This window comes from Pseudomonas sp. P1_C12, from assembly GCF_056406435.1.
The window spans coordinates 181,552-195,221 of record NZ_JBFUAE010000010.1; the positions used below are offsets into that span (position 1 = coordinate 181,552).

A 13,670-nucleotide genomic window follows, 5' to 3' on the forward strand; every position below is an offset into this window, starting at 1 on the left:
CTGCTCCTTATCGGGAGCAGGCCATGTTTATCAATAAGTCAGTAGTGACTCATTTCAATTAGTAGAACCGGTCAATCACCCGAACTTCGTTCTGATTCTGCATCGAGGCCCAGGCCTGTTTCAGGGTTTGCAGAACATTACCGATGAAGTCCTTGTCGGCCGCGGCCTTCTTGCCGACATAGCCCTGGCCGCGACGGTACATCTTCAGTCGGGCCAGCAGGTTCTGGTTGTTCTGGTCGAACTCTGCTTCATGGGCGTGCGGCGACAGGCAGTCGATATGAACCTGGCCACACTTGCTGATCCAGAGAATATGGTTGTCGTGGCTGTCTTTTTTTGCAGCGAAGATACGAGCCAGTTCATCGATAGTTGGTTGATTGTTCAGATTCATCATAAAGCCCCTTGACCAATTGGTGATCTTTCAAAGTTGATTCGCTAATACAGGTAGCCCATCGGTTAGTTGATCCCTGGCACCGAAACCAGGACGTCAGCGTTCGACCGCCTTATCGGGCGGGGTCCTGCGTCTGCTGCATGTAGTCGTGTTGAATAACTGCTACGCAATAGCGTCACAACGAAGAGAAGCGGCGAAAACCTTAAGGCCACTGCCGACGTTTTCAGGGTCGGCCACAAGCGTCATGAGGATTGCTCGCCAAGTCTTCTCGCCCTTGTACTGGACGTTCAGGCCAGGTCAGCTTCTTCAATCTGCCTTGTGGGCAGCGTGTATCCGGGAAAAACAGCTCGGCGGTCAGACGAGCTTGCTCAAACGTGTTGCCTGTACTCCCGATCGGGGAGACGTCTGCATCATGCAAGGGCAGATCGAAGGCGTCAACGGTTTTGTAGTGAATATTTTTAGTCACTACATATTGTCGGACAAAGCTGTTCGGAATTAGCGGGCGGAGTCGAGGACGTGTCGGTCAGGACGACAAAGGCGGACACTCAAAGCGGTAAAAAGTGCAGGGATGGCGGTCAACGACCTGCTGATGCACGGTGAGTCCGACAACGCTGAGCCCCGGCATCACGGCGGCCCAGAACAGGCGTGCCGGCTGGTTCGCCTCGATGTGGAAAATCTGCCATTGACCGGGGAATCGGCTCAAGAGGGTGGAAACGACAAATCGCGCGACACCCCGGCCACGCAAGCGTCGACTGATAAACAGATAGCCGATGTTGTACTCGGCACCGGGTAGGTGGGTCTGGTTATCCACGGTCGCGAAACCGGCCAGTTCTCCGTCGACCTTGATCAGGAAGGGGCGGGTGGCCGGGTTTCGCCAGTAGTCCGGCATGGGCAGGATGTTGAACAAACCGTATTCGCCCAGTTTCAGCGGCAACCATTCGCTGAAGTCGTAGGTGTAGAACTGCATCAGGTTCTCGATGGTTTCCAGCTCATCGCGTTGGGCGGCGTGCAGTTCTATCGAAGACATAAGGGTTGGCTCCAGATACGCCGGGGCGGGGACACCATTCATTATGGTTGGCGACAAGTAATCTGTGGCGAGGGAGCTTGCTCCCGCCGGACCGGTCCGCGTTCGGGCGCAGCAGTCCTTTATTTGGGAGCCGCTTCGCGACTCGACGGGGGCAAGCCCCCTCGCCACAAGGTTCGGTGTCAGGTTTGAGAGTTGCTTGCCGGTTTTGACCTGCGCTTGGTGCCGTTCGCTGGTTTACGCGGGGCGCCTTTACGTTTTTTCTTCCAAGGGGCTGCGGCGGAGCCGGTGGGCGGCGGGCCGCTGATGGTCATGCTCAGCCCGGCGCAACGGCTGACCTGCTTGCTCATCCACGCCGCCTGTTTGGTGACGAATTCTTCCAGGCTCATTTCCCCGCTTTGCACCATGTCCAGGGCCTGCTCCCAGATCGCCGTGGTGCCCGGATCGGCGATGGCCCGCGGTACGGCGTCGATCAGGCTGAACGCGGCTGGCGTCGCGGCCAGGGCCTTGCCGTTCTTGACCAGGTAACCACGGTCGAGCAGGCCCTGGATGATCGACGCGCGAGTCGCTTCGGTGCCGATGCCGGTGGTGTCCTTGAGCTTTTGCTTGAGCAGCGGGTCTTCCACCAGTTTGGCGACGTTCTTCATGGCCTTGATCAGATCGCCTTCCGTGAACGGCTTTGGCGGTTGTGTCCAGAGGTCTTTGAGTTGCACGCCGGCCACTGCGCAATCGATGCCTTCGGCCAGGTTGGGCAAGGTCTGCGGCGCGGGAGCTTCGCGCCCCTTGGCCGGAGCCAGCGCTTCGGGCAGGGCGCGTTTCCAGCCTGGCTCGATGATCTGCTTGCCGACAGCGCGCAAGGCCTCGCCGGCGCAGTCGAAGTCGGCCTGGGTGCGGTCGTATTCGTGATTGGGCAGGAACTGCGCCTGGTATCGCGCGCGGATCAGGGTGTAGACCGCGCGCTGTTTGCCCGCCAGCTTGTCGAGATTTTTCGCCGCAGCGGTGGGGATTATGCCGTGGTGTGCGCTGACCTTGGCATCGTTCCAGGCCCGTGAGCGCCGTTGCGGATCAAGGTGATCGTGCAAGGCGCTCAACGCCGGATCGGCCTGGCGCAACGCCGCCAGAATGGCCGGCGCCTCGCTGTGCTGGCTGAGGGGTAAGTAGCCGCAATCACTGCGCGGATAGGTAATGACTTTGTAGGTTTCGTACAGCGCCTGGGCGATGTCGAGGGTTTCCTGGGCGCCGAGGCCGAGCTTCTTCGAGCAGACCTCCTGCAGGGTGCCCAGATCGAACGGCAGCGGGGCCACTTCGCGCATGCGTTCGGTGCGCAACTTGATCACCCGCGCACTGGCCGCGCCGCTCATGGCGGCCGCCGCTTGTTGTGCCAGCGCCTGATTCAGGCAGCGGTCCTGATCGTCGCAAAGGTCCGATGCCGCGCGCCATTGAGCGGTGAACGCGGTGCCGTTGTGCAGCAGTTGCACATCGATGGCCCAATAGGCGACGGGCACAAAGTCGGCGATGCTGCGATCGCGATCCACCACCAGGCGCAAGGTCGGCGTTTGCACCCGGCCGACCGGCAACACGCCTTGGTAACCGGATTGGCGCCCCAGCAGGGTGAACAGCCGACTCATGTTCATGCCGATCAGCCAGTCGGCCCGGGAACGCCCCAGGGCCGAGTGATAGAGGCTGAAGGTCTCGTTCCCCGGTTTAAGTGCCGCCAGGGCCTTGCGAATGGACGCATCGTCCAGCGCCGACAACCAGAGGCGGCGGATCGGCCCGCGATAGCGGCAATGCTCCACCAGTTCCCGGGCGATCATCTCGCCCTCGCGGTCGGCGTCCGTGGCAATGATCAGTTCGGACGCTTCACCGAGCAGACGCTTGACCGCCTTGTATTGGCTGGCGGTGCGCGGCTTGACGGTCATTTTCCACTTTTCGGGAATGATCGGCAGGTCCGCCAGCACCCAGCGCTTGTAGCGTGCGTCGTAGGCGTCCGGCGGTGCGGTTTCCAGCAGATGGCCGATGCACCAGGTCACCGTGACGTCCGTTCCCAGCCAGCAGCCATCGCCCCGGCGCCTGGCGCCGAGGACTGCCGCGATGTCTTTGGCCTGGGAAGGTTTTTCACAGAGGTACAGCCGCATAACCACCATCGTCGATCAATGTGCGAGAGGTGCACAGAATGGCGGTTGATGGACGATGGAGCAATCTTTATCTGTATGGATGTACAGCTTGGTGTGTCGCTCCCGTTCGGCTGCGAAGCCGTCGCGAGGGTGAAACTTGGGTTATACCTGATAAATCGTGGTCTCAGGTTTTGGGGCTGCTGCGCAGCCCATCGCGGGCAAGCCACGCTCCTACAACGATTTGCAGGTCCATCACCGTCATGAGGAACGCATTCCATGAAAAGCTCCGGTCCTAGCCCTGTCATCACCATCGCCGAGCAGCCTGGCTGCCTGCTGGTAAGGTTTCACGGTATTCAAGTAGCCGCCTCGGCGCGGGCCCTGGTGTTGCTGGAGGCCAACTACCCGCCGGTGTACTACGTGCCGCGTGAGGATATCGACGAGAAGTATTTCGCCCGCACCGACCACACCAGTTATTGCCCGTACAAGGGCGATGCCAGCTATTTCAGTTTGCAGGTGCCAGGGCATGAAGGTGCCAATGCGGTGTGGAGTTACGAGGACCCCAAGGTGTCGGTAGAACAAATCCGCGGGTACATGGCGTTCTATCCGGATCAGGTGAAGTTCGAACTGCTCGATGCCGAAGTTTGATTGTGGCTGATAGCCGCGACGAGGGACCCGCTCCCTCGTCGCGAGCAATGACCTCAGTTCTTGTCGAGATCCACGTTGCGCGTCTCACGCAGACAAATCATCCCCACCACCAGGCTCACCCCGGTGATCACCACCGGATACCACAGCCCGTAGAAGATGTCCCCGGTGTACACCACCAGCGCGAACGACACTGTCGGCAAAAAGCCGCCGAACCAGCCGTTGCCGATGTGATAGGGCAGGGACATCGAGGTGTAGCGGATGCGGGTCGGGAACAGTTCGACCATCAGCGCCGCCAGCGGGCCGTAGCACATCGCGGAAATAATGATCAGCGCGACAATCAGCGCCACGATCATCGGTTTGTTGATTTGCTGCATGTCCGCCTGTTGCGGGTAACCGGCGAGGGTCACGGCACCGCGCAAGGCGGCTTCGTCGAAACCATCGATCTTCACGTCACCGACGCTCACCTGCACGCCGCTGCCGGCCGGGGCCGCTGTGCTCTGGTACGGCAGGCCCTGCTTGACCAGGAAGGTCTTGACCTTGTCGCACGGGCTGTCGAATTTCGCCTTGCCCACCGGGTCGAACTGGAAGGTGCAGGTGGCCGGGTCGGCCATTACGGTGATCGGTGCCTGGCGACTGGCCTGGTCGATGGCCGGGTTGGCGTAGTGGGCCAGGGTCTTGAAGATCGGGAAGTACAGCGCGGTGGCCAGCAGCAGGCCGAGCATCAGCACCGGCTTACGCCCGACCTTGTCCGACAGCCAGCCAAAGAAAATGAAGAAAGGGGCGCCGATGGTCACGCTGACAATCAGCAGACCGTTGGCCACCGCCGGGTCCATTTTCAGGAACTGGGTGAGGAAGAACAGCACATAGAATTGCGCGGCGTAGAAGGTCACCGCTTGCCCGGCATTGATGCTGAACAGCGCGATCAGCACCACCTTGAGGTTTTCCCATTTACCGAAGGAGTCGCGAATCGGCTGTTTGCACAGCTTGCCTTCTTCTTTCATTTTCACGAAGGCCGGCGACTCGTGCAGGCTCATGCGAATCCAGGTCGAGATGCCCAGCAGCACGATGGAAAACAGGAACGGAATACGCCAGCCCCAGACTTCGAACTGATCGCCGGTGAAGTAGCGGCAGCCCAGCACCACCAGCAGCGACAGCAGCAGGCCCAGGGTCGCGGTGGACTGAATCCAGCTGGTGTGGAAGCCCCGCTTGCCGACGGGCGCGTGCTCGGCGACATAGGTCGCGGCGCCGCCGTACTCACCGCCCAGGGCCAGGCCCTGGAGCATGCGCAACACCACCAGGATGATCGGCGCAGCGATGCCGATACTGGCGTAGGTCGGCAGCAATCCGACGCAGAACGTTGCCAGGCCCATGAGAATGATGGTGGCGAGGAAGGTGTACTTGCGTCCGATCATGTCCCCCAACCGACCGAATACCAGCGCACCGAACGGCCTGACGATGAAGCCGGCGGCGAAGGCCATCAGCGCGAAGATGAACGCTGTGGTGTCGTTTACCCCGGCGAAAAACTGCTTGCTGATCACCGCCGCGAGGGCGCCATAGAGGAAGAAGTCGTACCACTCGAAGACCGTCCCGAGGGACGAGGCAAAGATGACTTTCTGGGTTTCCTGACTGGTGCCCGCGCTGCGCACGGCTTCCAGGGACTGAACGTGTTCTGACATACCGGTATCCCTCACAGTGATTGTTTTTGTTGTTCCACTGGTGTTGCGTGTTCCTTGCAGGGGTGATGCTCGATGTCCGTGAATCTAATGCGGTCCTTGTAGGAGCGAGCCTGGTCGCGATGGCGTCGTTCCATTCAACGTTTATACTGGCTGATCCACCGCTTTCGCGAGCAGGCTCGCTCCTACAGGGATTGTGTTTGCAGCGGAGTTGAGGATCATCTGCGCAGCCTTCTCGGCAATCATCAGTGTCGGCGAGCAGGTGTTGCCCGAGGTGATGCGCGGCATGATCGAGGCGTCGGCGATGCGCAGGCCGGGGATGCCATGGACCATGAGCTGCGCATCGACCACGGCGTCGGCGTCGTTGCCCATGCGGCAGGTGCCCACCGGATGGAAAATCGTGGTGCCGATCCGCGCGGCGGCTTCGTGCAGCTGTTCTTCGCTTTGCAGGCTGTCACCGGGCAGATATTCCACGGGATTGAAGGGTCGCAGGGCCGGCGCGGCGACGATGCGCCGGGTCAGGCGAATGGCATCGGCGGCGACCCGCAGGTCTTCCGGGTGGCTCAGGTAATTGGGTTGAATCAGCGGTGCTTCTTGCGGGTTGGCCGAGCGGATATCGACTCGGCCACGGCTTTGCGGACGCAAATCGCAGACCGAAGCGGTGAACGCCGGGAACGTATGCAGCGGTTCGCCAAAGCGCTCCAGCGACAGCGGTTGTACGTGATATTCGAGGTTGGCTGAAGTCTGCTCCGGCCCCGAGCGGGCAAAGGCGCCCAACTGGCTCGGCGCCATGGACAGCGGACCGCTGCGGTCATACAGGTAGCGCAGGCCCATGCCCATCTTGCCCCACAGGCTGCCGGCAATCTGGTTCAGGGTGCGGGCATTTTCCAGCTTGTAGATCAGCCGCAGTTGCAGGTGATCCTGCAAGTTACCGCCGACACCGGGCAGTTCATGGGCGACACCGATGCCCAGCCGTTCCAGCAGCGGACGCGGGCCGATGCCGGAGCGTTGCAGGATGCTCGGCGAACCGACCGAGCCGGCACACAGGACAATCTCCTTGCGCGCCTTGAAGGTCTTCGACTGGTCTTGCCAGCGGGCGCTGACCGCCGAGGCGCGGCCATTGTCCAGCAGCACGCGATCGACTTCGACACTGGTCAGTACGGTGAGATTCGGACGCTGGCGACTGGGTTTTAGAAAGGCCTTGGACGCGTTCCAGCGGATGCCGGCCTTCTGATTGACCTGGAAATAGCCGCAACCTTCGTTGTCGCCCTGGTTGAAGTCATCGATGCTGGCGATGCCGCTTTGTTCGGCGGCGCTGCGGAAGGCGTCGAGAATCGGCCACGACAGGCGCTGGCGTTCGACTCGCCATTCGCCCGCGGCACCGTGAAATTCGGCGGCGCCGGCAAAGTGGTTTTCACTCTGCTTGAACAGCGGCAACACGTCCTGCCAGCTCCAGCCGGGGTTGCCGTCGGCGGCCCAGCGGTCGTAGTCAGCGGCCTGGCCACGCATGTAGATCATGCCGTTGATCGATGAGCAGCCACCCAGCACCTTGCCGCGCGGGTAGCTCAGGGCGCGGCCTTGCAGGCCCGGTTGCGCTTCGGTCTTGAAGCACCAGTCGGTGCGCGGGTTGCCGATGCAGAACAGGTAGCCCACGGGGATGTGAATCCACGCGTAGTTGTCGCGGCCACCGGCTTCGAGCAACAACACACGATGTTGCGGGTTGGCCGACAGTCGATTGGCCAGCAGACACCCGGCCGGCCCGGCCCCGACCACGATGTAATCGTATTCATCCAGGGGAGTCTGCATCCCTGACCTCGTTTTGTTGTTCTTGTTGTCTGTCATCCTAGTTGTTAGCTTTCGTCAAAAGAATGTTAGTTTTTGCGCAGCCGCTGTGCGTTTTTAAACAGCATCCCGAACAGCAAAGAACAAGGACGATTCATGTTCGACTGGAATGACCTGCGGTTTTTTCTCGAATTGCAGCGCAGCGGGCGTTTGCTCACGGCCGCCCGCCGCCTGAACACCACCCATGCCACCGTGGCGCGGCACATCGAGGCCATCGAAAAGAGCCTCGGCACGGCGTTGTTCGTTCAACATGCCCAGGGATATGAGATGACCCCGGCGGGCGAGGCGTTGCTTAAACACGCCGAGGCGATGGAGAACGTGGCGTTGCTGGCCCAGGAGGAAATCACCCAGTCCACCGCGCCGCTGGGTAAGATCCGCGTCGGGGTGACCGAAGGGCTGGGCATCATGTTCCTCGCCAGTCGCATGAACGGCTTGTTCGAACGCTATCCGGGGCTGGAAGTGGAGCTGGTGGCGGTGCCACGTTTTGTCAGCATCCTCAACCGTGAGGCGGAAATCAGCATCCACCTTGAGCGCCCGGCGGCTGACATGCTGGTCACCCGCAAACTCACCGACTATCGCCTGGCGTTGTATGCCAGCCAGGACTACCTCGATCGTTCGCCGCCATTGCGCAGTCGTGAGGACCTGGGGCGTCATGCGTGGATCGGCTACGTCGACGATCTGCTGTTCAGCCAGGAACTGATGTTTCTCAACAGCTTCTGCCGCAACCCGCAGGTGGTGTTTCACAGCACCAGCGTGATCGCCCAGCAACAGGCGGCGCGCTCAGGCCTGGGGATTGCCGTGCTACCGTGCTACATGGCCTGTGCTGATCCCGGTCTGGTGCCATTGTTGCCGGACGAAAGCATCCAGCGCAGCTACTGGATCAGCACGCGTCGCGAGCTGCACAAATCGGTGCGGTTGCGGGTGTTGTGGGATTATGTGGTGCAGTTGTGTGAGCGGGAGCAGGGGTTGTTGTTGGGCGGTGCCTGAACGGACGCCTTCGCTGGCAAGCCAGCTCCTACAGGGGCAACGCATACCTATGTAGGAGCTGGCTTGCCAGCGAAGGCGGCGGCCCATTCGGAATTGATCTTGCGGTTTAACCCTCAATCTCGAACGCGGTACTGGCCAGCCGCTCACCATTAACCATGATGTGCACCGCATGACGCCCCGCATAATGCCGGCGGGTGGTGAGCTCCTTGATGTGCTGACCGCGACTGACGGCTTCGCTGGCTTTGCCGGGCAGCGTCAGCGCCTTGAGCTTGAACACCTTCGCCGAGGTGCTGCCGTTGGCCTTGACGTAATCAATGGCATAGTCGATCACCAGACGCTGACTGCTTTCTACCGTGGATCTGATGGCAAACGACAGGGTGATTTTTTCTCCCAGGCCAATCACCGGCGGTTCGACTTTCACATCGACGATCTCGACTTCAGGCTTGCCGCCCGCGCCGATGATCGCCAGTGCCCGCGGGTTGCCCTGTTTGATCAGGCTGCGCAGGGCGTGCCTGGCGATCCATGCGGTGTGCCTGTTGTCCAGCGCCCAGCCTTCGATCAGGTCCAGCACCCAATCGGAGTGATCCTTGGTGATGTCGTTGAGGTGGTTGGCCACGGATTTGCGTACATACAGGCTGGTGTCGGCCTTGAGGTTGTCGAGGATGTTCGCGGCGAGTGTCGGATCGGCCTGGATGGGCTCCAGCCGGAATGACCAGGGCAGGCGCGGCCGGCATCCTTCGCTGGCCAGGCGCCGCACATGCTCGTTGTCGTCCAGCGACCAGGCATGCATCAGCTTGAGCGAGCGCTTGAGGTCGCTGCGCAGAAAGTGACGGATCGCGAATTCCGAAGAGCCAAAAGCGGTGAAGTACTTCAGCGCGTCCATCGACTGATCGAACGCATGGGCGCCGTAGCTGGCGACATAGTGCGGCAGGCACATGCTGACGAAGCCGCTGTTGAGGCGCGGGGCGAGGGCGCGCAGCACCTCTAGCGACGCCTCATAGTCCAGCGGCAACACCGCGTGCAGGCATTCGCTGACCCGGGCCATGCGCTGCATGACGCTGAGGTCTGCCAGGCCGGACTGGGCCAGCTTCAGGAAGCGCCTGGCCTCGAATGGCGGATAGATCGCGGTCATTTCGCTGGCGATGTGCTGGAGGCGCTCGGTGTTGAAGATTTCCTTCAGGGCGGGGGCAGGTTGGTCAGTCATGGTGGTTCCCTGGCAATTGTTGTTGATCCATCACACCGCGTCATCGTTCATCGCGAGCAGGCTCGCTCCTACAGAAGAGCGTGTGAGCAGCCTGCTCGCGAAGGGGCCCTCAAATTCACCTCATTTTGTGCCCGCTTGCTCTTGCAGTTGATCCGACTCGAATAACCTGGCCAGTTCGACCCGCGCTTCCTGCGCGGTCTGCATCACTTTCACTGCGTCGTCATACACCGCGTGCTGGGCTTCAAGCACCTCTTCGTCATGCTGCTTGAAGCGTTTGATCCGCGCATCCGCCTGGGCCTGGGTCAGACCCAGCCCGATCAGGGTTCGCCGGCTCATTTCCAGGCTCGAATGGAAGGTTTCGCGCACGGCGTGAGCGCCGACGTCCATCAGCCGGTGCACATGCTGACGGTTACGGGCACGGGCGATGATTTTCATCTGCGGGTAGAGCTTGCGCACCAGTTCGGCGGTCTTGATGTTGGTGTCCGGGTCGTCGGTGGCGATCACGAAATACTCGGCTTCCCCGACCTTGGCCGCGCTGAGGATTTCCGGGCGCATCGGGTCGCCGTAGAACACCGGCACGCCACCAAAGCTGCGGGACAGCTCGATGGTTTCCACCGAGGTGTCGAGGGCCACGAATTTGATGTTCTGTGCGCGCAAAATCCGCGCAATGATCTGGCCCATGCGACCCATGCCGGCGATCACCACCCGTGGCGCGTCGGTGTCGATTTCGCGGAACTTCTCCGGTACTTCCACCGGTTGCACTTTCGGGCTGACCAAGCGTGCGCAAAGCAGCAGCAACAGCGGCGTCACGGCCATGGACAGGGTGATGGTCAACACCAGCAAGTCATACAGTTGCGCGGCGAACAGCCCGTGGTCGCGACCGATCTTGAACACCACAAAGGCAAATTCACCACCGGCCGCCAACACGATACCCAGGCGGATCGCACTGACCTTGTTCAAGCCGCCGGCCAGGCGCCCGACAATAAACAGCAGCGGCAGTTTGATCGCGATCAGCAGCAGAGTCAGGCCCAGCACTGCGACCGGTGTGCTCAGCAACAGGCTCAGGTTCGCACCCATGCCGACGCTGATGAAAAACAGCCCGAGCAACAGGCCCTTGAACGGTTCGATCTGGGCTTCCAGTTCATGGCGATACTCGGAGTCCGCCAGCAGCAGGCCGGCGAGGAATGCACCCAGGGCCATGGAAATACCGGCCAGCTCCATCAACCATGCCGTGCCGATCACCACCAGCAACGCCGTGGCGGTGGAGACCTCTGGCAACGCGGTTTTGGTCACCACGCGAAACACCGGTCGCAGCAGATAGCGCCCGCCGATCACCACCACCGCAATGCTGACCAAGACTTGCAGGCCATGGTTCAGGTCTTCACTGGGGGTGGTGCTGTGATCGCCGCCGGCCAGCAACGGCACCATGGCGATCAAGGGGATTGCGGCGATGTCCTGAAATAACAGAATCGCGAACGCCAGTCGCCCGTGGGGGCTGGTCAGTTCCTTGCGTTCAGCCAGGCTTTGCAGGCCGAAGGCCGTGGACGACAGCGCCAGGCCCAGGCCCAGGACGATCGCGGTGTTCAGCGGCTGGCCAAAGCCCCACAGCGCCACCACGCCAATCACCGAGCCGGTCAGCAGCACTTGCGCCAGACCCACGCCGAACACTGATTTGCGCATCACCCACAAGCGTCGCGGCGACAGCTCCAGGCCGATGATGAACAACAGCAACACCACGCCGAGTTCGGAAATGTTCGCGACGCTTTGCGGGTTGTCGATCAGGCCCAGCACCGACGGGCCGATGATCACTCCGGCGAACAGGTAGCCCAGCACTGCCCCCAGTTGCAGGCGCTTGGCCAATGGAACGATGAGCACGACCGCCATCAGAAATACGACAGCAGCTTGTAGCAGGTTGCCTTCATGGGGCATGAGAAAACTCCAGGACTCGGTACAGCGGGGGTGACAAGAATAAAGGCTGGGCCCTTCGGCGTCAGCAAAACGCTCGGGCTCAGATGTTACAGTTTGCATTAATTAGTTACATTTATAGAATTAGCTGATCAATCCAACTGTCCCTCTCGAGTAGCCCCCATGGCGATCAACTTCGACCTCAACGATCTGCAAGCCTTCCGTGCCGTGGTCGAGCAGGGCAGCTTTCGCAAGGCCGCCGATACGGTGCGTATTTCCCAGCCAGCCTTGAGCCGGCGCATCGAAAAACTCGAAGACGCCCTCGGCGTGCGGCTGTTCGAGCGCACCACGCGCAAGGTCAGCCTGACCCAGGCCGGCCGCGGTTTCATGCCCAGCGTCGAACGCCTGCTGGACGATCTGGACGTGGCATTGCTGGGCATCAGCGAAGTCGCTTCGACCCGGCTCGGCCATGTCACGGTCGCCTGTGTACCCTCGGCGGCGTATTACTTCATGCCGCGAGTGATCGCGCACTATCACCGGCAGTTTCCGCGGATCAAGGTCAAGGTGCTGGACTCCAGCGCCCACGACGTATTGAGCGCGGTGGTCAATGGCGAAGCGGATTTCGGCCTGAGTTTCATGGGCACCCTGGAAGCCGAAGTGGATTTCGAGCCCTTGGTGCAAGAGGGGTATGTCGTGGCGTGCCGGCGCGATCATCCGCTGGCGGGGCGAAGCAGTGTCACCTGGGACGAGTTCTATCAGCAGGATTACATCTCGCTGGATAAAACCTCGGGCAACCGTTTTCTGCTGGACCAGGCGCTGACCGGCGTGGTGCCGCAGCGGCCGAGCATCTGCGAAACCCGGCACGTGACCACCATGATCGGTCTGGTGGAGGCCGGGTTGGGCGTGGCGGCGGTGCCGTTGATGGCGATGCCGGCGGCGGATCATCCGATCCTGACGCGGGTGCCATTGACCGAACCGCAAGTGATGCGCAGCGTCGGTCTGATCAAGCGCCGGGGTCGAACCCTGACCCCGGCGGCATTGGAGCTGGAGCGGCTGGTGGTGGAGATGAAAGTCCTGCAGCCGTCGGTCAGCGACTGACCGAGTCCAGTCCGGTCGCTTTCACGTCCGGTTGAGCCTGGGCCGAGGCCATGTATTCCAGCAAGGCCTTGGCTTCGGCCGGGTGTCGGGCACCTACCGGGATACCGGCGGCAAACCGGGTGACCGACTGCACCGACTCCGGAATCTTCGCCACGAAACTGACCCCCGGAACCGGCAACAGTTCGCTGACCTGCTGGAAACCCAGTTGATAGTCACCGGTGGCAACCACCGAGCCCACGGGGATTTTCGGCACCATGGTCGACTTTGGCTTGAGCTGGTCCTCGATCCCCAGGCGCTTGAACAGCTGCTGCTCGATGTACACGCCGCTGGCGCTGTCTGAGTAGGCCACTGATTTGGCGTCGAGCAGCGTCTTTTTCAGGCCCTCGACGTTGCTGATATCCGGTTTCGGCGCACCTTCGCGCACCACCAGGCCAATGCGTGAATCCGCCAGTTCGACTCTTGAAGCGGGATCGACTTTGCCTTGTTTGATCAGATCGTCCAGCGCGTAGCCGACCATGATCACCACGTCGGCTTGCTCACCCCGGGCCAGGCGATTGGGGATCGCTTCCGGGGCCTTGCCCATGGAGGGGCCGAGTGCGGTGTCGAGGGTGTTGCCAGTGGAGGCGGCGAACTTCGGGCCGAGGATCTTGTAGGCCGCCGTGAAGCCGCCGGAGGTCATCACACGGATCTCTTCAGCCTGGGCAATGCCGCTCAAGCCCAGACTGGCCACCAACGCAAGGGCGGCAAAACTGAAGGTTTTTTTCATGGTCAAGTTCTCGATAAAGGGCCG

The 13,670-nt window shown here is 61.3% G+C and carries 11 protein-coding genes; 3 read left to right on the forward strand and 8 right to left on the reverse strand.

Annotation, left to right across the window (positions count from 1 at the left end):
• Positions 1 to 58: 58 nt before the first annotated feature.
• From AC1D19_RS18720 to AC1D19_RS18730, 3 genes are all read right to left on the reverse strand, one after another.
• Positions 59 to 388 (reverse strand): hypothetical protein, encoded by a 330-nt coding sequence (locus AC1D19_RS18720; protein ID WP_032829393.1) that lies wholly within the window; start codon positions 386 to 388, stop codon positions 59 to 61.
• Positions 389 to 911: 523 nt separating this feature from the next.
• The gene (locus AC1D19_RS18725; protein WP_477754557.1) at positions 912 to 1,415 is read right to left on the reverse strand and encodes a GNAT family N-acetyltransferase; all 504 of its coding nucleotides are present in this window, start codon (positions 1,413 to 1,415) and stop codon (positions 912 to 914) included.
• Positions 1,416 to 1,594: 179 nt separating this feature from the next.
• Positions 1,595 to 3,547 carry a DNA topoisomerase III gene (locus AC1D19_RS18730; RefSeq protein WP_477764076.1) on the reverse strand — a complete coding sequence of 651 codons (1,953 nt, stop codon included), beginning with the start codon at positions 3,545 to 3,547 and terminating at the stop codon, positions 1,595 to 1,597.
• 255 nt (positions 3,548 to 3,802) lie between these two features.
• Here AC1D19_RS18730 and AC1D19_RS18735 point away from each other — a divergent pair, with 255 nt between their 5' ends.
• Positions 3,803 to 4,171 (forward strand): DUF427 domain-containing protein, encoded by a 369-nt coding sequence (locus AC1D19_RS18735; protein ID WP_477764077.1) that lies wholly within the window; start codon positions 3,803 to 3,805, stop codon positions 4,169 to 4,171.
• A gap of 53 nt (positions 4,172 to 4,224) precedes the next feature.
• On the opposite strand, the gene AC1D19_RS18740 is transcribed toward AC1D19_RS18735, so the two are convergent.
• Complete coding sequence (locus AC1D19_RS18740; protein WP_477754560.1) at positions 4,225 to 5,847, reverse strand: MFS transporter; 1,623 nt, start codon at positions 5,845 to 5,847, stop codon at positions 4,225 to 4,227.
• A gap of 141 nt (positions 5,848 to 5,988) precedes the next feature.
• Positions 5,989 to 7,650: a GMC family oxidoreductase gene (locus tag AC1D19_RS18745; RefSeq protein ID WP_477764078.1), complete on the reverse strand. Its 1,662-nt coding sequence runs from the start codon at positions 7,648 to 7,650 to the stop codon at positions 5,989 to 5,991.
• 132 nt (positions 7,651 to 7,782) lie between these two features.
• Between AC1D19_RS18745 and AC1D19_RS18750 the strand changes: the two genes are divergently transcribed.
• Positions 7,783 to 8,673 (forward strand): LysR family transcriptional regulator, encoded by an 891-nt coding sequence (locus AC1D19_RS18750; RefSeq protein WP_477764079.1) that lies wholly within the window; start codon positions 7,783 to 7,785, stop codon positions 8,671 to 8,673.
• A gap of 106 nt (positions 8,674 to 8,779) precedes the next feature.
• On the opposite strand, the gene AC1D19_RS18755 is transcribed toward AC1D19_RS18750, so the two are convergent.
• A complete protein-coding gene (locus tag AC1D19_RS18755) occupies positions 8,780 to 9,877 on the reverse strand; it encodes a DNA alkylation repair protein (RefSeq protein ID WP_477764080.1) in 1,098 nt (365 codons plus the stop codon).
• Between the two features lie 120 nt (positions 9,878 to 9,997).
• Entirely contained in the window at positions 9,998 to 11,806 is a 1,809-nt protein-coding gene (locus AC1D19_RS18760) for a monovalent cation:proton antiporter-2 (CPA2) family protein (protein ID WP_477764081.1), read from the reverse strand.
• Positions 11,807 to 11,965: 159 nt separating this feature from the next.
• On the opposite strand from AC1D19_RS18760, the gene AC1D19_RS18765 reads away from it, so the two are divergent.
• Positions 11,966 to 12,880 carry a LysR family transcriptional regulator gene (locus AC1D19_RS18765; protein WP_414918781.1) on the forward strand — a complete coding sequence of 305 codons (915 nt, stop codon included), beginning with the start codon at positions 11,966 to 11,968 and terminating at the stop codon, positions 12,878 to 12,880.
• Here the strand turns inward: AC1D19_RS18765 and AC1D19_RS18770 are convergent.
• Complete coding sequence (locus tag AC1D19_RS18770) at positions 12,870 to 13,646, reverse strand: substrate-binding domain-containing protein (RefSeq protein ID WP_477764082.1); 777 nt, start codon at positions 13,644 to 13,646, stop codon at positions 12,870 to 12,872. The genes AC1D19_RS18765 and AC1D19_RS18770 overlap by 11 nt on opposite strands.
• Between the last annotated feature and the right edge of the window lie 24 nt (positions 13,647 to 13,670).

Excerpts from the sequence above, each read along its gene's own strand:
- AC1D19_RS18720 (WP_032829393.1), bottom strand. The coding sequence starts at position 388 with ATGAATCTGAACAATCAACCAACTATCGATGAACTGGCTCGTATCTTC.
- AC1D19_RS18725 (WP_477754557.1), bottom strand. The coding sequence starts at position 1,415 with ATGTCTTCGATAGAACTGCACGCCGCCCAACGCGATGAGCTGGAAACC.
- AC1D19_RS18730 (WP_477764076.1), bottom strand. The coding sequence starts at position 3,547 with ATGCGGCTGTACCTCTGTGAAAAACCTTCCCAGGCCAAAGACATCGCG.
- AC1D19_RS18735 (WP_477764077.1), top strand. The coding sequence starts at position 3,803 with ATGAAAAGCTCCGGTCCTAGCCCTGTCATCACCATCGCCGAGCAGCCT.
- AC1D19_RS18740 (WP_477754560.1), bottom strand. The coding sequence starts at position 5,847 with ATGTCAGAACACGTTCAGTCCCTGGAAGCCGTGCGCAGCGCGGGCACC.
- AC1D19_RS18745 (WP_477764078.1), bottom strand. The coding sequence starts at position 7,650 with ATGCAGACTCCCCTGGATGAATACGATTACATCGTGGTCGGGGCCGGG.
- AC1D19_RS18750 (WP_477764079.1), top strand. The coding sequence starts at position 7,783 with ATGTTCGACTGGAATGACCTGCGGTTTTTTCTCGAATTGCAGCGCAGC.
- AC1D19_RS18755 (WP_477764080.1), bottom strand. The coding sequence starts at position 9,877 with ATGACTGACCAACCTGCCCCCGCCCTGAAGGAAATCTTCAACACCGAG.
- AC1D19_RS18760 (WP_477764081.1), bottom strand. The coding sequence starts at position 11,806 with ATGCCCCATGAAGGCAACCTGCTACAAGCTGCTGTCGTATTTCTGATG.
- AC1D19_RS18765 (WP_414918781.1), top strand. The coding sequence starts at position 11,966 with ATGGCGATCAACTTCGACCTCAACGATCTGCAAGCCTTCCGTGCCGTG.
- AC1D19_RS18770 (WP_477764082.1), bottom strand. The coding sequence starts at position 13,646 with ATGAAAAAAACCTTCAGTTTTGCCGCCCTTGCGTTGGTGGCCAGTCTG.